The organism is Pseudomonas sp. RIT357 (assembly GCF_000632245.1).
GTDB lineage: Bacteria > Pseudomonadota > Gammaproteobacteria > Pseudomonadales > Pseudomonadaceae > Aquipseudomonas > Aquipseudomonas sivasensis.
The window spans coordinates 416,832-435,723 of sequence record NZ_JFYX01000012.1 but is presented as its reverse complement, the minus strand read 5'-3'; the positions used below and the strand labels follow the sequence as shown (position 1 = coordinate 435,723).

The following is an 18,892-nucleotide window of genomic DNA, read 5'->3' as shown; positions in this document are numbered from 1 at the left end:
AAGTTAGCCGTTGATGACAGCGTTTTCGTTTTCCAGGAATTCCTGTTCCAGCGCGTCTTCATTCACTTTGTTGATTGGCTGGTTTTTCGCGGCAGCGCGGGGCTTGCCTTGCAGTCTGCCAAACAGATGTTCCAACGCGTGGTCCAGCTTGGTGGCCGCACTGTCGATCGCTTGTTCCAGGGTATCGCCCTTGGCGGATACCGACAGTGGTTGATGGCCTTTTGGCCGCGCTTCCAGGCGGCAACTTAAATCGTGGGGACCGGGCTTGTCGCCGTTCTCATCCCGCAGATAGACCTCCACTCGGGTCAGGTCTTCTTCATAACGTTCGAGCGTGCTCTCAATGGTAGTACGTACCCACTCCTCCAGTCGGATGCTGCTTTCAATATGGTTATCGCTATTGACTTGGATTTGCATAGTTCTTCCCTTATTTCAGCTAGCTCGCGAGAGGTCACAAACTGCAACACCGGGGTGGTGAAACCATGACCTCTTGATTACACAATTGAGCAGCCAGAGAAACATTTCAACCCCTTTGCAAAGATAAATCCTACATTACAAATTAACCCTGACGACAAGCAAAAACGCTGTTAGGGTGGGGAGTTAGTTACATCTTTCTTACGCCCTGCGATCCTCACAATTGCCCCTCTCCGAGCGGGTGCAATGTGCGAAAAATCCCCGCTTCCTCTACCAGCCAGTCATGCACCGCGCGCACGCCCGGATGGCTCAGTGCGCCTGGCGCATACAGCAGCACATAGCGCTTGTGGTTGGGCACCGCGAGGCCAAATGGCACGATCAAGGTGCCGCGCTCCAGCTCATCGTTGAGCAAAGTACGCCGCGCAATCGCCACGCCCATACCGGCGATGGCGGCTTCTATGGTCAAGTGGTTGCGGTTGAAGGTGTGGCCGCGGCGAACATCGGCGTCGTGGTAGCCAATTGCATTCAGGTAAAACTCCCACTCGGCATACTCATAACTCCCACGCCAGGCGGTGATGTCGTGCAGCAGCGGGAAATGCACAAGGTCGGCCGGGCCATGCAAGGGCGGACGACCGCGCAATAGGCTTGGCGCACACACCGGAAATATCTGCTCATCCAGCAAGGCTGTGGATAACAGCCCAGGGTAGCTGCCGTCGTTCAAGTCGATAGCCAGGTCGAAGTCCCCCTCATGCAGGGCAATGCTGCTGTCCTCGGCAACCATGCGCAGTTGGATGTCCGGAAAGCGTTGCTGCAAGCGTGGCAAACGTGGGGTGAGCCACTTGCCGAGAAACGACGGGATCGAGCGTAGGCGCAAGGTGCCGCTAATCATCCCCGCATCGAGCCGCTGCAATTCGGCATCAATGCTGCCGTAAGCCTCCCCCACCGTAGCGGCCAACCGCTGCCCCTCCGCACTCAACTCCACACCCCGCGCCCGTCGATGGAACAGCCGAAACCCAAGACGCTCCTCCAACTGGCGGATTTGTTGGCTCACCGCCCCCGGTGTGATGTGCAGTTCTTCGGCGCAGCGGGTGAACGACAGATGCCGCGCAGCGCAGGAAAACACGTGTAACCAGACATAAGTCTGGCCATGGAGAGGGCGAGCCATAGGGTTTAGTCCTGCTAAAGGGTGTCTTAGGATAATTCGTTGGTCAGTGCCGATCCAGAGGCTCAGTATCGCGCCAATTGCGCTCGTCCTACAAAACATGGCAGCGATTCCTACTCCATTGCTTGTAAGGGTTTAGCATGGCTATCAGTGTTTTTGATCTATTCAAGGTGGGCATCGGCCCGTCCAGCTCCCACACCGTCGGCCCCATGCGGGCAGCGGCGACCTTCGCCCAAGCCCTGATCGACCAGCGATTGCTTACCGACACCCGACGGGTTGAAGTGCGTTTGTACGGCTCGCTGTCCGCCACCGGCGTCGGCCATGCCACCGACCGCGCCTGCGTAATGGGCCTGATGGGTGAATGGCCGGACCGTATTGACCCCACCTCGATCAACAGCCGTATCCAGCAACTGCGCGAGACCGGCCGCTTACTGCTGGCAGGCACCCAGGACATTGCCTTCAACTGGCACACCGATCTCCTGCTGCTGGAAGAAAGCCTGCCCTACCACCCCAACGCCATGTCCCTACACGCCTATGGCGACAGCGGACTGCTTAGCGAGCAGACGTATTACTCGGTGGGCGGTGGTTTCATCATCGAAGCTGCCGAAGCAGCGTCAGGCATTGCGCCGACCAGCGATGTTGAATTGCCCTACGACTTTTCCAGCGCCGTCGAACTGCTGGCCTTGTGCAACAAGCACGGGCTGCGCGTTTCAGAGTTAATGATGGCCAACGAGCGCGCGTGGCGCAGTGACGAACAGATCCGCAGCGGCCTGCTGCATATCTGGTCGGTGATGCGCGAATGCGTGGAGCAAGGCCTGCGCGATGAAGGCATCTTGCCCGGCGGCCTAGATGTGCCACGGCGCGCGGCGAAATTGCACCGCAGTTTGTTGGAAATCGGCAAACCCAATGTCATCACCTCGACCTTGTCGGCCATGGAATGGGTCAACCTGTTCGCCCTTGCCGTCAACGAAGAAAACGCCGCCGGCGGACGCATGGTCACCGCACCCACCAACGGCGCGGCGGGGATCATCCCGGCGGTGCTGCATTACTACATGAAGTTCAACGCCGACGCGTCCGACGACGACGTGGTCAATTTCTTCCTGGCCGCCGCCGCCGTCGGCATCCTGTGTAAGAAAAATGCGTCGATCTCCGGTGCCGAAGTCGGCTGCCAGGGCGAAGTCGGCTCGGCCTGCGCCATGGCCGCCGCCGGCCTTGCCGACATCCTCGGCGCCACCCCCGAACAACTGGAAAACGCCGCCGAAATCGGCCTGGAACATAACCTCGGCCTGACCTGCGACCCGGTCGGCGGCCTGGTGCAAGTGCCGTGCATCGAGCGCAACGCCATCGCGGCGGTCAAGGCCATCAACGCCACGCAAATGGCCCTGCGCGGCGACGGCAAACACTTCATCTCCCTGGACCGGGTGATCCGCACCATGCGCGATACCGGCGCCGACATGCATGACAAATACAAAGAAACTTCACGGGGCGGCCTGGCCGTGAGCTGGGTGGAGTGCTGAGGAGCATTCCCTGACTGCCCCAACGTGAGCCCGCGCAAAAATAATAACGAGGCAATAACGATGACCGATGTACGTACACCTGCTGCCGAAAATCCTGTTGAGGTAGAAAACACCGTAACAAACGGCTGGACCAAGCACGACACCACTTGGATGCTCGGCCTCTATGGCACCGCCATCGGCGCAGGCACTTTGTTCCTGCCGATCAACGCCGGCGTCGGCGGCTTCTGGCCACTGATCGTGCTGGCGTTGCTGGCCTTCCCGATGACCTTCTTCGCCCACCGTGGGCTGACGCGCTTTGTACTGTCAGGCACATCCGGCGACATCACCGAAGTGGTCGAAGAACATTTCGGCGTCGGTGCAGGCAAGCTGATCACTTTGCTGTACTTCTTTGCGATCTTCCCGATTTTGCTGGTGTACAGCGTCGCGTTGACCAACACCCTGGGCAGCTTTATGGAACACCAACTGCACATGACACCGCCGCCCCGGGCGATCCTGTCGCTGGTGCTGATCCTGGGTTTGATGGCGATTGTGCGCTGCGGCCAGGGCGTGATCGTCAAGGCCATGAGCGTGCTGGTGTACCCGTTCGTCGCCGCCTTGCTGTTGCTTGCGCTCAGTCTGATTCCCAACTGGAACGGCGCGTTTTTCGCTTCTGCCAGTGAGGGCATGCCGCTGCCCGTGTTCTTCAAGACCCTGTGGCTGGCGATCCCCGTGATGGTGTTCTCGTTCAACCATTCACCTATCATCTCCGCGTTCGCCGTCGACCAGAAACGCGTGTACGGCCCGCTGGCCGAGCGCAAAAGCAGCGGCATCCTCGCCACAGCCCACGGCATGATGGTGCTGACGGTGATGTTCTTCTGCTTCAGCTGCGTGCTGGCTCTGTCCCCGGCGGACCTGGCGGCAGCCAAGGCGCAGAACATTTCGATCCTGTCGTACCTGGCCAACCACTTCCAAACCCCTGTGATCGCTTACGCCGCGCCGTTGATCGCGCTGGTGGCCATTACCAAATCCTTCCTTGGCCACTACATCGGCGCCAGCGAAGGCTTCCAGGGCTTGATCGTCAAATCTCTGCGCGGGCGTAACCGCTCCCTGTCGTCCAAGTGGCTGGAACGTAGCACCGCCCTGTTCATGGTGCTGACCTGCTGGGCCGTGGCCACCTTCAACCCAAGCATCCTGGGCATGATCGAAACCCTGGGCGGGCCGATTATCGCGTGCCTGTTGTTCCTGATGCCGATGTACGCGATCCAGCGCGTGCCAGCCTTGCGCCAGTATTCGGGCCAGGTGTCGAATGTATTTGTGGTGGTGATCGGCGTGATTGCGCTGTCTGCGATCGTTTTCTCTGTACTGCCCTGAAACAGGTCACCGATTTCAATAACAACCCAAAACAATTGTGGGAGGGGGCTTGCTCCCGATAGCGGTCCTTCAGCCAATAAATGCTCGGCTGAAGGACCGCTATCGGGAGCAAGCCCCCTCCCACATTGGGATCACGGCGCCTGGAAGGCCACTGTACGGCACGCCCCTTGCTGTACAGCTCATGAGGTAAACGGAATTTGTACAACCTCAGCGACGGAGTGGCCGGTGGTCAGGAGACGCGAACTAATCACGACACCGGTCGTCAATGACTGCATGTTCTTATCAGGCGGTAACGCACCATGGACAATCCTTTTCAGATCATCACCGACACCTTCACCCCAAAATACCGCGTCAACCTGAGTATTCAACGGCTGGACGGCAGCATCATGCTCACCCTCTCGAATGAGGATGGCGTGGTGGCCAAGCGCATGATCAGCGCCGCACAACGCAACGACCCGCAACGGCTCAAACGCCTGGTGCAGAGCATCCAGTTCGGCATTGCCATCGAGCAGGGCCACAGTGCCATGGAGATCCTGGCGGTGATGACGGATGGCGATCACAAATTATTGCAGCGACCGCCCACCCGCCCCCTGCCCTTCAGCGTCGGGCTTTAAAGCTCGCCCTTCTCGGTTTCCAGGCTCGCCTCGCCCTTGCGACGCGGGCCTTCCACCTTCACCGACGGGAATGCCGACGAGGCGTAACGCACCACCAGAATCGCGAATGCCAACAGCAAGATCCCACCGCACAGGTAAATGATGCCCAAGTCTGGCGGATTGTGGTGGGACACGTTGGAGATCAGCAGACGCGTCAGCGCAGTGATTGCCACGTAGATCAGGAAGCGCACTGGCATGTGGTTGGTCTTGAAATAAATCCCGACCATGGCGCCCAATTCCAGATAGATGAACAGCAGCAAGATGTCATCGATCTTGATGTGTCCGTTCTCCAGCATCCCCAGAAATTCCATCACCGCCGCCCAGGCGGTCACCGCACCAATGGCGAACAGCGCCAGGTAGTGGAACGACTCCACAAACAGATTGCCCAGCGATTCAGCCAGCCCATGGACTTGCTGGCGCAGCTTTTCGGCCCAGTTGATTTTCACGAGGGTACTTCCTTAGGTCGATTCGACCGGATAATGCGGGTTGGACGTGACGGTTGTTCTGCATGCAGAAAAAAGGCCAGAGGCAGGGATAAGATGATGGCGGGGTGAGATGAGACACGCCAAACCTGTATTTACGGGCTACATTAAAAAACTGCTACCCAAACCACACGGTTTGGCTTACCCTTTTAGCTGTATATAAATACAGTAGTCGCAAAAGACAACTATCGTGAAGGCATGTGAGGTGGTGAATGGCCGTCGAAGTGGTATACCGCAGCAGCCGAGATCTGGAGCGTTTGTTCATGGATAAAGCCGAAGCTGACCGTCATGACAAAATGCTTGAACTCGCTGAGTTGCTGGCAGAAGTGTTGCAAAAAGCCGTGCCGTCCCTGAGCGAGCAGCAGGTGGAAGAAGCCGGGATCTACATGGCGAAGAATCGCGATGTATTTGCCAAGGCGTTCAAGAGCCAGCCGGACGCGTTGTCCGAGTTGCTCAACGCAGCGGCGGAATAAAGTCCGAATTGAACAGGCCCTGAATCAATGATTCAGGGCCTTTTTAATGCCTGATCATCCGTAGAGCAGGCGTTCGGCGAGTTCATCAGCCACGCGTGCTGGGGAGCGTTTTTCCGCCTGGGCGTGGGCGTAGATTTCGGTCAGGCGTTTGCCGATGTTGGACAGGTGCGCGGTGATGGTCGGCAGTTCGGCGCCGCTGTGCTTGAGGGCCACATATATCAAGCCACCGGAGTTGATCACATAGTCCGGGGCGTAGAGGATGCCGCGCCCTTCCAGTTGGTCGGCCACTTGCAGATTGGTCAATTGCGCGCTGGCGGACCCGGCCACGGCGGCGCAGCGCAGTTGCCCGACGCTGGTGCGGTTGAACACTGCCCCAAGGCCACAGGGCGCGAGGATGTCACAGGGCGTGCTGAGCAAGGCGTCGTTGGCGATGGGGTGCGCGCCCAGTTGTTCCATGGCCAGTTGCACTTTGCCGTGGTCGATGTCGCTGACCAGCAATTCAGCGCCGGCGGCGTGAAGTTGTTCAGCCAGTGCGTAACCGACGTTGCCCAGGCCCTGGATTGCCACGCGCAGCCCTTCAAGGTTGTCGCTGCCCAGGCGGGCCATGGCAGTGGTGCGAATACCGGCGAACACGCCCATGGCCGCATGGGGCGATGGATCGCCTGCGGCGGTGGTGCTGGTAACGAAGCGAGTGTGCTGGGCGATGCAATCCATGTCGGCCACTGAGGTGCCACTGTCGACAGCGGTGATGTAGCGGCCGTCGAGTTGTTCCACACAACGCCCAAAGGCTTCAAACAGCGCCGCACGGTTTTCCACATGGGCGGGGCGCAGGATGACCGCGGTGCCGCCACCCACCGGCAACCCGGCCAGGGCGGCCTTGTAGCTCATGCCCTGGGCCAGCCGCGCAGCATCGGCCACGGCGCTTTCGTCGTCGGGGTAGGCGATGTAGCGACAGCCGCCCAAGGCAGGCCCCAGGCGGCTGTTGTGAATGGCGATGACCGCCTTGAGCCCCGTGACCGGGTCGACGCTCAGGTGCAGCGATTCAAGGCGGGTGCTGTGCATGAGAGCAAACATCGTCAAGCTCCCGAATCACTTCTGGTGTCGCCAAGTATAGGCTTGCGGTAGAAAACTGCCGAAGTGCACTGGAATAAGCCGCCCGGTTTTGCAGGGCTTGCGACATAAGCGCGCGGGAAATTTCTTAAGGCACTGGACGAATATTCCCAGCAAGGCTAAAACGAGGGCATCCGCCGGAGAAAGCAATGAAGCCCCGCCAAGCCTTTTTCGCCTGCCTGCAACGTTCGCCGCCGGCGCTGTTCGAAGCGGCGTTATGGATCGCCGCCGAGCACGATCCTTTGGTGAAGCCGCTGGAGATCCTGCAGAACCTGACCTCACTGCAACAACAGATCAGCCTGAGCATGCCCATGTTGCCAGCGGATGAACTGGGTCAACCGCTGCTGCGGTGCATGAATGACCTGGGGTTCGCCCAGGATGACTTCACACCGCTGCGCCCCGCCGCCGCCCTGCTGGACAAGGTGCTACAGCGCAAACGCGGGCAGCCCTTGGCCATGGGGTTGATTGCCATGGAGTTGGCACGACGCCTGGATATTCCGATGGTTGGCGTCAATTTCCCTGGGCACTTCCTGCTGCGAGTGCCCGGTGCCGATCACCTGCTGGACCCGTGCGGCGGCCGACGCCTGTACCCCAACGATTGCCGAGAGCTGCTGCAACGCCAATATGGCCCCAACCTCACGCTGCAGGCGGACCACCTGCACACCGCCGATCCGCGTTCGATCCTGCAAAGGCTTTCGCGCAACCTGCGCCAATTGCATCTCTCCAACGACAACCCGCTGGCCGCCCTGGTAGACGCCGAGCGCGTGCTGGAACTGGGCAGCGCCAACGCCGCCGACTACCTCGCGCGGGCCAGTCTGTATCAACGCCTGGACTGCCCCAACGCCGAGCGCTTTGACTTGGAACACGCCCTGATGCTCAGCGAAGACCCGATCCAACGCCTGCGCCTGACCGAGCGCCTGGGGCACCTGCCGCCCAACTCAGTGGTGCATTGAATAGCGTGACCATCGGGAGAATCCTCAGTGATTCGCCGGCGCTTTCAGAATATCGCCAGGCAGGGGGCTGACAGGCGCATCGCGCCCTGGCGAACGCACCTGAATAATCAACAATGCCGCCATCACAGCCGGAATCGCGCAAAAGAAGAAAATCTGCTGCACCGGAATATGCATCGCCAGCAACATGCTGCCAAACAGCGGCCCCAGGATCGAGCCGAAACGCCCCACGCCCAACGCCCAGCCCGTACCGGTGGCGCGCACGTGTGCGGGGTAGAAATTGCTGGCGAAGGCATTGAGGGTCAGTTGCCCACCGATGATGCAGAACCCGGCCGCAAACACGCAGGCCACCAGGTAGCGCGGGTTGTCGTGGTTCAGCCCCAGCAGAATGGTGCACACCGCCGCTGCCGCCAATACGCCAGACAGCAGGCGCACCTTGCTTTTGAGCCGGTCGGCAAACCAGGCCATACCGATAGCGCCCAAGGTGCCGGCGAACAGAAACATCGACGTCACCAGGTTGGCTTCCTTCAACGCCAGGCCGCTCTCCAACAGCAGCGACGGTAACCAACTGATCATGAAATACAGCAGGATCAGGCTGACAAAAAAGGTCGACCAAATCAGCACGGTCGGACGCGCATAGCCGTTGCGAAACAGCTCCACCACCGTCAGTTTGCTGCCCTGTTCTTGCAGGTTTTCTGCCGCGCTCGCCAGCGGCGGCTGCCAGTCGGGCAGCATACGCCCGGTCACTTTGCGCAATCGCACGTACGGTGGAGCATCTCGTAGCAAGCGCGGCAAAGACTCAGGCAGCAGCCACACCAGAAACGGAAACAGCAGCAACGGCGTGACGCCACCGGCCAGGAACACCGCCTGCCAGCCGAAGTTGTCGATAAACCCCGCCGCCACGAACCCACCGGCCGCACCGCCGAACGAGAAACCACACGCCGCCAAGGTCACCATCAAGGTGCGCAGGCGCGGTGGGGAATACTCCGACATCAACGCCATGGCGCTGGGCATCGCACCGCCCATGCCGATACCGCAGATAAACCGCGCAGCCATGAGGGAGGTCAGTGAGTTGGCGAACACCATCAGCAGGGTCAGGCAGGCATAGATCAACACGCAGCCCAGCAGGATGCGCCGCACGCCAAATCGGTCAGCCAGAGGCGTTACCAGCAGCGAGCCCAATGTGAGCCCCAACAGGTTGGCGCTGAACACGGGGCCGAACGCGGCTTTTTCCAATCCCCAATCCGACGCCAGGGCCGGCACCACGTAACCTAGCACCTGGGCATCGTAGCCATCGGTGACCAGTAGCAGCGCCAGCAACAGGAGGATCAACCACTGATAGCGCGACACCGGACGGGCGTCGAGTGCCGCGCGAAAGCTGGCAATCTGATTGTGCATCGCAAGGTACCTGTTTATTTTTATTTGAAGTGACACAAATCCAATGTGGAAGGGGGCTTGCTCCCTCTCACATTGGGTTCTGTGCAAACCTGAACATCACGGGGTATCAGGTTGATTCGCGGGATGGGCCTGAATAAACGCCGGATGCTGCGCCGCCAAGCCGGCCACCCGCCCAATGCGCGGATAAGCCGCCAACGGCACCTTGAAGCGCTCCGCCGCATAGAGCTGGGGAATCAGAAACGCATCCGCCATCCCAGGCTGTTCGCCAAAGCAAAACCCGGTATCGCCAATCAACTGTTCCACCGCGCCCAGCCCCTGGCTAATCCAGTGGCCGATCCACTCCAACACCTTGGCCTCATCGTGCCCCCATTGGCGCAGCAGGTTCTGGGTGCTGGAGTTGTGCAGCGGGTGGATATCACAGCCGATGATCGACGCCACCGCGCGCTCGTGGGCGCGGGTGGCCAGGTCTTTGGAGAGCAGCGGCGCCTGTGGATAACGTTCGTCCAGGTACTCGATGATCGCCGGCGACTGAATCAACAGCTCGCCGTCATCGATGCGCAAAGCCGGCACACGGCCTTGCGGGTTGATAGCCAGGTACTCCGGCTGACGATTGGCACCGCCTGCCGGGGCCAACAGGTTCACCGGTATCGCCGTGAAATCCAGGCCCTTGAGGGCCAAAGCGATACGCACCCGGTACGACGAAGTGGAACGATAGTAGGTATAGAGTTCCATCACCCTGCCCTCTTAACGTGCGGCGACCACAGTGCCACGGCATTCGCCGAAGCCGATGGAGGCGAACCCTTCGCGGGTGCAACGGGCACGCAGGATGACTTCATCACCATCCTCCAGAAACCTGCGCACTTCGCCCGACGGCAATTCGATGACCTTCTTGCCGCCTTCGGTCATCTCCAGGAGGCTGCCGAACTGCCCGGCCTCAGGGCCGGACAAAGTGCCGGAACCGAACAGATCACCCGCCTGCAACTGACAGCCGTTGACGCTGTGGTGTGCCACCAACTGCGCGACGGTCCAGTACATATGCAGGCTGTTGCTCAGGGCCAGGCGATGGGCCGGCAATTTCTGTTCGCGCATGGCAGCGGTGGTCAGCAGCACTTCCAGTTCGATATCCAGAGCACCGGCGGCCTGATCACGTTTATCCAGCAAGTACGGCAGTGGTTGAGGGTCGCCCTCGGGACGAGCGGGTTGCGCCTTGCGGAACGGCTCCAGCGCTTCGGCCGTGACGACCCAGGGCGAAATCGTGGTGATGAAGCTTTTCGACAGGAACGGCCCCAGCGGCTGGTATTCCCAGGCCTGAATGTCCCGCGCGGACCAGTCGTTGAGCAGGCAGAAGCCGGCGATGTGCTCGGCGGCATCGCCGATGGCAATCGAGTCGCCCATGGCGTTGCCCTGGCCGATCCAGATGCCCAGCTCCAGCTCGTAGTCCAACCGTGCACAAGGGCCGAAGGTCGGCTCGGTCTGGCCAGCGGGCAGGGTCTGGCCCTTGGGACGGCGCACATCGGCGCCGGAAGCGCGAATGGTCGAAGCGCGGCCGTGATAACCGATCGGCACGTACTTGTAGTTAGGCAGCAAAGGGTTGTCGGGGCGGAACAGCTTGCCGACGTTCTGCGCGTGCTCGATGCCTACATAAAAGTCGGTGTAGTCGTTGATCCGGGCCGGCACATGCATCTGGCAATCGGCGGCACGGTGCAGCACCTGCGCCTCACGCGCTTGCAGCGGGCTGCCTTCACCGAGCAACTCCAACAGGCGTTCCCGCAGGGCAACACGCGGGCCACGGCCCAGTTCGAAAAACGCGTTCAACTGCCCGCCCGCTGTCGCTTCAACCGCTCGGCGTGCCTCACCTTCAAATGCATCCAAAGCGGCCTGCAGGTCGAAAATATAGTCGCCAATCGCCACGCCACTGCGGGGGGCCGAACCGTTGATGCTGAACACGCCCAGTGGCAGGTTCTGCAGTGGAAAGTCGCGGTGACCGTTGGCGCAGGCCACCCAGCTGCGGGTAGAAGTGGGCTGAGTCATGGGTTATCTCCGGTTCGGGTTGAAGGTGTTGGGCAGCGAGGCCCAGCACGCGTCGTAAGCAGGTTGTAGTTGCGGGCAGTCCAGGGCGAACTGAGTGGGACGCAGCACTTGGCTGGTCTCGAACATGAAGGCCATGGTGTTATCGATCTTGTGCGGCGCCAACTCGACGTTGATGGCCTTGGTGCAGGTCTCGCCGTCCGGACCGTGAGCGCTCATGCAACTGTGCAGTGACGCCCCGCCCGGCAGGAAGCCTTCGGCCTTGGCGTCGTAGGCGCCCTGAATCAGGCCCATGTATTCGTTCATCAGGTTGCGGTGGAACCACGGCGGACGGAAGGTGTTTTCGGCCACCATCCAGCGTGGCGGGAAGATCACGAAGTCGAGGTTGGCCAGGCCGTGCACGCTGGTAGGCGAGGTCAACACGGTAAAGATCGACGGGTCCGGGTGATCGAAACTCACGGTGCCGATGGTGTTAAAGCGGCGCAGGTCGTATTTGTACGGCACGTTGTTGCCGTGCCAGGCGACCACGTTCAGCGGTGAATGGTCGAGTTCACAGGCCCACAGTTCACCGAGGAATTTCTGCACCAGGGTTGTAGGCTGCTTCAGGTCTTCGTAGTGGGCAACCGGAGTGAGGAAGTCGCGTGGGTTGGCCAGACCGTTGCTGCCAATCGGGCCAAGGTCCGGCAGACGCAGCGGCGCGCCGTGGTTTTCCGCCACATAACCGCGTGCGTGCGCATCCAGCAGTTCGACGCGGAATTTAAGACCGCGCGGCAACACCACGATTTCCAGCGGCTCAACATCCAGCACACCGAGTTCGGTGGCGACACGCAAGCGACCCTGCTCGGGGACGATCAACAGTTCGCCATCAGCATTGAAGAACACGCGTTCCATCGATCGATTGGCACGGTAGGTGTAGATGCTGATGCCTGAAGGCTTTTCTGACCCGGAGTTAGCCACCATCCCAACAAGGCCGTCGATGAAGTCCGTCGACTCACTCGGAATATCCAGCGGGTTCCAGCGCAGACGATTGGGCGTCACCGCGCCCAACGGGCCACCGGCCAGTTGCCGTTCCAATTTGACGAACGCCGGGTGATTGGCCGACGGCTGGATGCGGTACAGCCAAGTGCGGCGGGCTTCGCTGCGCACCATGGTGAAGGCAGTGCCGGAGAACAGTTCGGTATACAGCCCGTAGGGCGCTTTTTGCGGGGCGTTCTGGCCGACCGGCAATGCGCCGGGAAGTGCTTCGCTGGCGAATTCATTGCCGAAGCCCGAAAGATATTCGAGGTTCATGGAGCATCCTCTGTACGGAAGTTGTTTTTATCGTAATCGAGTTACGCATAACGTAATTTGATCACTATCGACCGTCAAGCTATAAAGACGCCCATTCATCTCTCGGATCCTCGCCCTTCCATGGAAAAGCCTCGCGACACCGGTAAACAAAAAGTCCGCTCGGCCGAAGTGGGCACCGATATCCTCAAGGCCCTGGCCGAGTTGTCGCCCGCCACGTCGCTGTCGCGTCTGGCCGAACATGTGCAAATGCCGGCAAGCAAAGTTCACCGCTACCTGCAGGCGTTGATCGCGTCGGGTTTTGCCGAACAGAACACCGCCACTAACCACTATGGCCTGGGCCGCGAAGCGCTGCGGGTGGGCTTGGCGGCGCTGGGCAGCATGGACGTGCTGAAAGTCGGCGCGATGCCCCTGGCCGAGTTGCGCGATGACTTGAATGAAACCTGCTTTTTAGCGGTGTGGGGCAACCAGGGCGCGACCGTGGTGCACATCGAACCGGCGGTGCGTGCGGTTACGGTGGTGACGCAGTTGGGCTCGGTATTGCCGCTGCTCAGTTCGTCCACCGGGCTGGTGTTCAGCGCGTTCCTGCCAACGCGGGAAACCGTGGAATTGCGCGAGCGTGAGATCCAGGCCGGTATCGCCCATGCCCTGGCGGACGACCAAACCTACGCAACCACCTGCGAGCAGATCCGCAGCCGTGGCCTGCACTTTGTGCATGGCCTGCTGATGCCGGGGGTGGACGCGCTGTCAGCGCCGGTGTTCAACGCGGTCGGGAACGTGGCGGCGGTGATGACCGTGGTCGGCCCCACCTCGCTGTTCCACGCCGACGAAGATGGCCCGGCGGCGCAGCGTCTGCTGGCGGCGACCCAGGCCGTGAGTTGGCGGATGGGCTATCAACCCTGAGCTAGTCGTGCCATTGAGTCAGGGCCTGCACGACACGGTTCTCCAACGCGCGGATGGGCGCGGCGTCACTCACGTAGTTATTGCTGATCATCGAGAACACCAGGCGCCGCCCCTCGGCATCGGTGATATAGCCGCTCAACGATGACACGCCGGCCATGGAGCCGGTCTTGGCGTGCAGGTTGTTTTCAGCTGCGGTGCTGCGCAAGCGATAGCGCAGGCTGCCGCCGGTCATACGGTCGGCGTTGCCGGCAATCGGCAAGGCGTTGTACCAGGCCTCGAACCACGGTTGTTTCGCGGTCGCGAGCAGCAGGTCCGTGAGGTTCTGCGACGACACCAGGTTACGCCGCGACAAGCCCGAGCCGTCCACCTGGACCAGCGTCGACGGGTGCATTCCCTGGCGTTTCATAAACGCCGCTACCGCTGCCACACCCGCCTGCGCTGTGCCCGCGTTGGCGGTCTTGCGCCCCATGGCTTTGAGCAACGCCTCGGACATGTTGTTGTTCGAGAGTTTGAGTAGTGGCGTGATCAGTGCCTGCAACGGTGCCGACTGATGCTCCGCCAGCACCCTGGACGTCGCCGGGCTTGCACCGCCAATCACCCTGCGCCCCATCACCTGGATGCCCTGCTGCGCCAATGCCTGCTCGAACAGATTGGCCACCAGTTGCGTCGGCTCCCACACACTGACCCACTGCCGGCTTTGTTTGCCCGGCGCCAGCGCGCCAGTGAGTTGCAGCACGTTGGTGCCGTGCTGACGAGTGATGCCATAGCTGTTGCCGGGGCCGCTGACGGCGCGGTTACTGAGTTGTACGTAATCGGTGGGCGGGCTTATAGAAACATTCACCGGCTGGCCGGAAATGACCGACGCCTTAGCCGTGACGATCAAGGTGCCCGCGTCAAAATCCGTATTGGGCGATACCGTCAGCGCGGAAATCTGCGCACCGTAGTAGGTGCTTTCGTCATCCTGGGCCCAGTCAACGCCCAGGCGCTCGGCGTCGAACCAGGTGTCGTCGAACACCAAGTCGCCCTGCACCTGGCGCACGCCCTGGCTCGCCAGTTGGGCGGCCAATGCCTGGTAGTCGGAAAACTGTGTGGTCGGGTCGCCAAGACCACGCAGGTAGAGGTTACCGGTCAGGCGCTCACCTTGTTGCGGGCCGTCGCTCAACAGTTGCGTGGAGAACCGATACTGGGGCCCCAGCACATCCATTGCCGCCGCCGTGGTCAGCAATTTGAGGTTGGACGCGGGAACCAGGCGTGTGCGCGGGTTGTGCTGATACAGGGTGCTGCCACTGCGGGCGTCGCGCACCATGACGGAAACCGTGGCGCCGTTGAGGACAGGATCGGCCAGCAGGTGATCCAGTGTTGAAGGCGTGGACGGCGGCGAAACACTCGCACAGCCGCCCAGTAAAACGCTCAGGCACAGCAGGTGTAGCCATCTTCCAAAGTGCATCAGTACCGTGTTCCGCAAAGCCATTAATGGCCGCAACGCTAACAGCTCCGTACCTTTGTGGCGAGCGGGCTTGCCCCGCGCTGGGTGGCAAAGCCGCCCTTACTGATGCCGCCGCGTTCTTTCAGGAACACCGCAGAGTCTGTTTTGGGACTGCTTCGCAGCCCAACGCGGGGCAAGCCCGCTCACCACAGGAAGCCTGCCCACCACAAGGAGCACACTTGCCATAGGGAGCCCGTCAGGTTTTAGAACTCCAGGGTACTGGACACCGACACCTGCCGCGCATCACCAATGGACACAAACAACCGGCTGGCCGCGGAGGTGTAGTAGGTGCGGTCGAACATGTTCTTCACGTTGAGCTGGAACTTGACCTTCTGCCCTTCGATCTTGGTGTCGTAGGTGGCAAACGCGTCGGCCACGGTGTAACCCGGCAGATCGAAATCGTTGGCGGCGTCGCCGGCGCGTTCGCCGACGTAGCGTGCACCCGTGCCCACGCGCAATTGATCGCCACCAAAAATGCTGCCGAAGTCATAGGCCACCGACAGCGAGCCGGTGTGCTTGGCCACGTTTTGCAGGCGGTTGCCTTGCAGGGTCGGGTCTTTGTCCTTGATGTCTTCGGCGTCGGTGTAGGCGTAGCTGCCGATCACGCTCCACTTGTCGGTCAACTGGCCGCTGGCATCCAGTTCCAGACCACGAGACCGCACCTGGCCAGCGATGCTGTAGATGGTGTTCGCGAGGGATCCCACCGACACCAGTACGTTGCGCTTATCGATATTGAACAGTGCCGCGCTGGCGGTGATGCGTCCTGGAATATCGAGCTTGGCGCCCAACTCCCACGACTTGGATTCTTCTGGCGTAAGGTCACCGGTCAGCGTGCTGCCATCGGCCAGGGCGGCGATGGTGGAGTTGGGTTTGAACGACTCGGTGTAGCTGCCGTAGAACGACAACTCATCGGTGTAGCGATACACCAGCCCCGCACGCGGCACCCAGGCCTGGCCGTTGCCATTGGTGTTGGCCTTGAACGGCACGCCTTTACCGGCGTATTGGTCGTACATCTGGTAGCGCGCGCCCGCGACAAAAATCCACTGGTCGGTGAGATGAATCGCGTCCTGGAAGAACAGCGAGTCGCTGCGCAACAGGTCGGTCTGGGCGCTGTCGGCGGCGCTGACCGTGGTGCCCGCGACTTCGTTGCCGTACACCGGGTTGTTGTAGTTGAACGTCGTGCGCGAGGCCTGGCGAATCAGGTCGGCGCGGTAGATCTTGCGGTACTCATCGTCCATGCCGAATACCAGATCATTCTGCAGGCCGAACACATTGACCTTGCCTTCCAGGCTGACGGTGGTGAAGCGGTCGGTGGTGATCGCGCCCTGAGTGCCGTCCATCTTGCGGGTCAGGGTTCCATCCGTGTTCACCGCGCTGACGCGCACTTGGCTGGCGTCGTAGGTTTCGCGATTCCAGCTGTAGCCGAAGTGGGCTTTCCAGTCGTCGTTCAGGTCGTGGTCGGCTTCGAAGCGGTAAAGGTCGGAGCGGCCTTCCATGTTGTTGAACGGCTCATCCAGGCGCCGGGTGGATGGAATGTCCAGCGGATGATTGGACTTGTCGATGGCGGTGCCACGGTCGAACGGCGAGAGAAACTCGCGGTGTTCGTAGGCGAACAAGAGCTGGGTGCTGTCGCCGTACCAGGCCAGGGACGGCGCGACCAAGGTCTCGCGGTGGGTGCCGAAATTGCGCCAGTAGTCCTCGTCTTCATGATCGACGATCAGCCGATAGGCCAGGCCCGAGTCACCGATGGGGCCGGTGGTGTCGAGGCCGCCACCGCTGCCGTTTTTGCCGTTGCCGAAGGTCGAGCCGCGCACGGTCAGGGCAGTGGATTGGGTCAGTTCGGGCTTTTTGCTGACGATGTTCACCACGCCGCCCGGATCCTGGATGCCATACAGCAGCGACGACGGGCCCTTGAGCACTTCGACACGCTCCGCCGTGGCATTCAAGGCGCGGCCCTGCACCACCGGCATGCCGTCACGCATGATCGAGCCGTTACGGTTGTCGCCAAAGCCGCGCAGCATCACGGCGTCCTGGGTGCTGGCCAAGGTGTTGGCCTGGGTGATGCCGCTGATATTGCCCAGGGCGTCATCCAGGTTGCGTGGGGTCTGGTCGCGCAGCACTTGGGCCGGCACCACGTTGACGGTTTGCGGGGTTTCCAGCAGCAGGGCACGGGAGCGCATCACCGAACTGGTGGGTGGCGGCTGGTAGCTGGTGCTGTCCTGGGTTTGGCCGACGCCACTGATGGTGGTGGCGCCAAGGTTGACTGCGCCATCGGTCGGCACCGGCTCAAGCGCCAGCGTGCGGGCGTCGATCTGGCGGAAGGTGAAGCCGGAGTTGCCCAGCAAGCGTTGCAGGGCCTGGGTCGCGCTCATCTGCCCGCTCACGGCCGGGGCGCTGAGGCCGTAGGGCGCTTCATCGGTGTAGATCACGCTGATTCCGGTGACCCGGCTGAAATCACTCAGAGCCTGGGGCAGCGGCTTGGCAGCCAGGGCAAACGTGAACTGAGCGCTTTGCTGCTCCTGCGCCTGAGCCACGCAAAGGGGCAGCAAGGCCAACCCCGATACCGCCAATACCGAGGCTCCCAGCCACTGTTTAACCAAACCGCCCGCCGTCGACTTCATGCTGTGAGAACCCGTGTAGAAAACGCTGTTAATGCGAATAGATCGCAGTTTCAAGCACTACACGGATGGGCCACCGGTTTACCTCACGTTTATTTGCAAATATTTTTCTTACTGCGCCTGAATGCGAAAGCCAAAGCGCGGGAAGTGCACGTGCACGGTGCCGCCACGCGGGTCGGTGCGGCGCAGGATCAGCTCTTCGCGCCCGGCAAAGAGCAATTCGCCGGCGACCGGGTCGACGCCGTAGTCGATGGCGCCGATGGTCACCTGCTGGCCGGCCTTGAAGCCATTCAAGTCCTCGAACACCTCGTCCGGCAGCGGCGCCGGTGTGGCGTCGCGCGCAATCTCCAACGCCTGCTCGGCAGTCATTTGGCTGGACGTGCCGTGACCAAAACCAAGCACACGCCCCAGCCACGCAGATACGGCCGGATACGCGTCCACCAACGGCGCGGTTACCGGCGTGGCCTTGAGGAACCACAACGGATGGGCCATAGCAAAGTCGGCAATCGACGGCTCGCCAAACAGGAAGTCCCCCGACTCACGCTGCAGTTGCTGCTCCAGCCGCGCCATGATCGCCGGCCATTGGTGCTTGGCCAGCTCAGTCGGCAGCTTGCTCGCGGTGCCGCCACTGAACAGCGCGGCGCGGTCGGCAAGAAACGCCTTGATCGCTTCCGGTGGCAGCTTGCCAAAACGCACCGCCACCGATTCTGGCTGGAACACCAGGCTCACCGCGTGGGCAAACACCACGCTGTCGGCCCAGGTGGCGAAGGTTTGGGTGATCATTTCCTGGCCCAGCGGGAACAGCGCCGGCGCAGCTTTTTCCTGCTCAAGGCGACGGGCAATCAAGGCGGTGTCGCAATAGATATCGGCGCCCACTTGCAGCACTGGGGTTTTGCGATAGCCGCCGGTGAGGGCCGTCAGGTCCGGCTTGGGCATCACCGGCGAGATATGCACCGAATGCCAGGACAAACCTTTGAAACCCAGCAGCAGCCGAGCTTTTTCCGCGAATGGAGAGGTTGGGTAGTGGTGCAGGATGAGTTCAGACATGCCGGGGTCCACTTGGA

The 18,892-nt window shown here is 61.2% G+C and carries 17 protein-coding genes; 6 read left to right on the top strand and 11 right to left on the bottom strand.

Features of this window, described 5'->3' with window-relative positions:
* Window positions 1-3: 3 nt before the first annotated feature.
* Together BW43_RS16070 and BW43_RS16075 are read right to left on the bottom strand one after the other, a co-directional pair.
* Window positions 4-414, bottom strand: coding sequence for an HPF/RaiA family ribosome-associated protein (locus BW43_RS16070; RefSeq protein ID WP_027604683.1), 411 nt, complete (start codon window positions 412-414; stop codon window positions 4-6).
* Window positions 415-628: 214 nt separating this feature from the next.
* Window positions 629-1,576 (bottom strand): LysR substrate-binding domain-containing protein, encoded by a 948-nt coding sequence (locus tag BW43_RS16075; RefSeq protein WP_032886412.1) that lies wholly within the window; start codon window positions 1,574-1,576, stop codon window positions 629-631.
* Between the two features lie 137 nt (window positions 1,577-1,713).
* Here BW43_RS16075 and BW43_RS16080 point away from each other — a divergent pair, with 137 nt between their 5' ends.
* The 3 genes from BW43_RS16080 (at window position 1,714) to BW43_RS16090 (ending at window position 5,054) form a co-directional block, all read left to right on the top strand.
* A complete protein-coding gene (locus BW43_RS16080; RefSeq protein ID WP_032886411.1) occupies window positions 1,714-3,090 on the top strand; it encodes an L-serine ammonia-lyase in 1,377 nt (458 codons plus the stop codon).
* Window positions 3,091-3,150: 60 nt separating this feature from the next.
* On the top strand, window positions 3,151-4,440 hold the full coding sequence (locus tag BW43_RS16085) for a serine/threonine transporter (RefSeq protein WP_032886410.1): 1,290 nt from the start codon (window positions 3,151-3,153) through the stop codon (window positions 4,438-4,440).
* A 299-nt stretch (window positions 4,441-4,739) separates the two neighbouring features.
* Window positions 4,740-5,054: a DUF3509 domain-containing protein gene (locus BW43_RS16090; protein WP_032886408.1), complete on the top strand. Its 315-nt coding sequence runs from the start codon at window positions 4,740-4,742 to the stop codon at window positions 5,052-5,054.
* On the opposite strand, the gene BW43_RS16095 is transcribed toward BW43_RS16090, so the two are convergent.
* Window positions 5,051-5,539: a phosphate-starvation-inducible protein PsiE gene (locus tag BW43_RS16095; protein ID WP_017526243.1), complete on the bottom strand. Its 489-nt coding sequence runs from the start codon at window positions 5,537-5,539 to the stop codon at window positions 5,051-5,053. The genes BW43_RS16090 and BW43_RS16095 overlap by 4 nt on opposite strands.
* Before the next feature lie 248 nt (window positions 5,540-5,787).
* Here BW43_RS16095 and BW43_RS16100 point away from each other — a divergent pair, with 248 nt between their 5' ends.
* On the top strand, window positions 5,788-6,048 hold the full coding sequence (locus BW43_RS16100) for a YebG family protein (RefSeq protein WP_003171979.1): 261 nt from the start codon (window positions 5,788-5,790) through the stop codon (window positions 6,046-6,048).
* Between the two features lie 54 nt (window positions 6,049-6,102).
* On the opposite strand, the gene BW43_RS16105 is transcribed toward BW43_RS16100, so the two are convergent.
* Window positions 6,103-7,122, bottom strand: a complete 1,020-nt coding sequence (locus BW43_RS16105; protein ID WP_032886406.1) for a Glu/Leu/Phe/Val dehydrogenase dimerization domain-containing protein — start codon at window positions 7,120-7,122, stop codon at window positions 6,103-6,105.
* Between the two features lie 185 nt (window positions 7,123-7,307).
* Here BW43_RS16105 and BW43_RS16110 point away from each other — a divergent pair, with 185 nt between their 5' ends.
* Window positions 7,308-8,111 carry a SirB1 family protein gene (locus BW43_RS16110; protein WP_032886404.1) on the top strand — a complete coding sequence of 268 codons (804 nt, stop codon included), beginning with the start codon at window positions 7,308-7,310 and terminating at the stop codon, window positions 8,109-8,111.
* A 24-nt stretch (window positions 8,112-8,135) separates the two neighbouring features.
* Here BW43_RS16110 and BW43_RS16115 read toward each other — a convergent pair whose 3' ends face one another.
* The 4 genes from BW43_RS16115 to hmgA form a co-directional block, all read right to left on the bottom strand.
* On the bottom strand, window positions 8,136-9,506 hold the full coding sequence (locus tag BW43_RS16115; protein ID WP_032886402.1) for an aromatic acid/H+ symport family MFS transporter: 1,371 nt from the start codon (window positions 9,504-9,506) through the stop codon (window positions 8,136-8,138).
* Window positions 9,507-9,602: 96 nt separating this feature from the next.
* Window positions 9,603-10,238: a maleylacetoacetate isomerase gene (gene maiA, locus BW43_RS16120; RefSeq protein ID WP_032886401.1), complete on the bottom strand. Its 636-nt coding sequence runs from the start codon at window positions 10,236-10,238 to the stop codon at window positions 9,603-9,605.
* Window positions 10,239-10,250: 12 nt separating this feature from the next.
* Window positions 10,251-11,537, bottom strand: a complete 1,287-nt coding sequence (gene fahA / locus BW43_RS16125) for a fumarylacetoacetase (protein ID WP_032886399.1) — start codon at window positions 11,535-11,537, stop codon at window positions 10,251-10,253.
* Between the two features lie 3 nt (window positions 11,538-11,540).
* Window positions 11,541-12,824 (bottom strand): homogentisate 1,2-dioxygenase, encoded by a 1,284-nt coding sequence (gene hmgA / locus BW43_RS16130; RefSeq protein WP_032886398.1) that lies wholly within the window; start codon window positions 12,822-12,824, stop codon window positions 11,541-11,543.
* A 120-nt stretch (window positions 12,825-12,944) separates the two neighbouring features.
* Between hmgA and BW43_RS16135 the strand changes: the two genes are divergently transcribed.
* Window positions 12,945-13,724, top strand: coding sequence for an IclR family transcriptional regulator (locus BW43_RS16135; protein ID WP_032886396.1), 780 nt, complete (start codon window positions 12,945-12,947; stop codon window positions 13,722-13,724).
* A 1-nt stretch (window position 13,725) separates the two neighbouring features.
* Here the strand turns inward: BW43_RS16135 and dacB are convergent, their stop codons facing one another.
* The 3 genes from dacB to BW43_RS16150 all read right to left on the bottom strand — a co-directional run bounded on the left by dacB (window position 13,726) and on the right by BW43_RS16150 (window position 18,875).
* Window positions 13,726-15,171, bottom strand: coding sequence for a D-alanyl-D-alanine carboxypeptidase/D-alanyl-D-alanine-endopeptidase (dacB, locus tag BW43_RS16140; protein ID WP_032886490.1), 1,446 nt, complete (start codon window positions 15,169-15,171; stop codon window positions 13,726-13,728).
* Window positions 15,172-15,413: 242 nt separating this feature from the next.
* Window positions 15,414-17,831: a TonB-dependent receptor gene (locus BW43_RS16145; protein WP_032886395.1), complete on the bottom strand. Its 2,418-nt coding sequence runs from the start codon at window positions 17,829-17,831 to the stop codon at window positions 15,414-15,416.
* A 108-nt stretch (window positions 17,832-17,939) separates the two neighbouring features.
* On the bottom strand, window positions 17,940-18,875 hold the full coding sequence (locus BW43_RS16150; RefSeq protein WP_032886394.1) for a glutathione S-transferase family protein: 936 nt from the start codon (window positions 18,873-18,875) through the stop codon (window positions 17,940-17,942).
* Window positions 18,876-18,892 lie beyond the last annotated feature (17 nt).

Excerpts from the sequence above, each read along its gene's own strand:
- BW43_RS16115 (WP_032886402.1), bottom strand. The coding sequence starts at position 9,506 with ATGCACAATCAGATTGCCAGCTTTCGCGCGGCACTCGACGCCCGTCCG.
- BW43_RS16070 (WP_027604683.1), bottom strand. The coding sequence starts at position 414 with ATGCAAATCCAAGTCAATAGCGATAACCATATTGAAAGCAGCATCCGA.
- hmgA (WP_032886398.1), bottom strand. The coding sequence starts at position 12,824 with ATGAACCTCGAATATCTTTCGGGCTTCGGCAATGAATTCGCCAGCGAA.
- BW43_RS16090 (WP_032886408.1), top strand. The coding sequence starts at position 4,740 with ATGGACAATCCTTTTCAGATCATCACCGACACCTTCACCCCAAAATAC.
- BW43_RS16105 (WP_032886406.1), bottom strand. The coding sequence starts at position 7,122 with ATGTTTGCTCTCATGCACAGCACCCGCCTTGAATCGCTGCACCTGAGC.
- BW43_RS16080 (WP_032886411.1), top strand. The coding sequence starts at position 1,714 with ATGGCTATCAGTGTTTTTGATCTATTCAAGGTGGGCATCGGCCCGTCC.
- fahA (WP_032886399.1), bottom strand. The coding sequence starts at position 11,537 with ATGACTCAGCCCACTTCTACCCGCAGCTGGGTGGCCTGCGCCAACGGT.
- BW43_RS16100 (WP_003171979.1), top strand. The coding sequence starts at position 5,788 with ATGGCCGTCGAAGTGGTATACCGCAGCAGCCGAGATCTGGAGCGTTTG.
- BW43_RS16075 (WP_032886412.1), bottom strand. The coding sequence starts at position 1,576 with ATGGCTCGCCCTCTCCATGGCCAGACTTATGTCTGGTTACACGTGTTT.
- BW43_RS16150 (WP_032886394.1), bottom strand. The coding sequence starts at position 18,875 with ATGTCTGAACTCATCCTGCACCACTACCCAACCTCTCCATTCGCGGAA.
- maiA (WP_032886401.1), bottom strand. The coding sequence starts at position 10,238 with ATGGAACTCTATACCTACTATCGTTCCACTTCGTCGTACCGGGTGCGT.
- BW43_RS16085 (WP_032886410.1), top strand. The coding sequence starts at position 3,151 with ATGACCGATGTACGTACACCTGCTGCCGAAAATCCTGTTGAGGTAGAA.
- dacB (WP_032886490.1), bottom strand. The coding sequence starts at position 15,171 with ATGCACTTTGGAAGATGGCTACACCTGCTGTGCCTGAGCGTTTTACTG.
- BW43_RS16135 (WP_032886396.1), top strand. The coding sequence starts at position 12,945 with ATGGAAAAGCCTCGCGACACCGGTAAACAAAAAGTCCGCTCGGCCGAA.
- BW43_RS16110 (WP_032886404.1), top strand. The coding sequence starts at position 7,308 with ATGAAGCCCCGCCAAGCCTTTTTCGCCTGCCTGCAACGTTCGCCGCCG.
- BW43_RS16145 (WP_032886395.1), bottom strand. The coding sequence starts at position 17,831 with ATGAAGTCGACGGCGGGCGGTTTGGTTAAACAGTGGCTGGGAGCCTCG.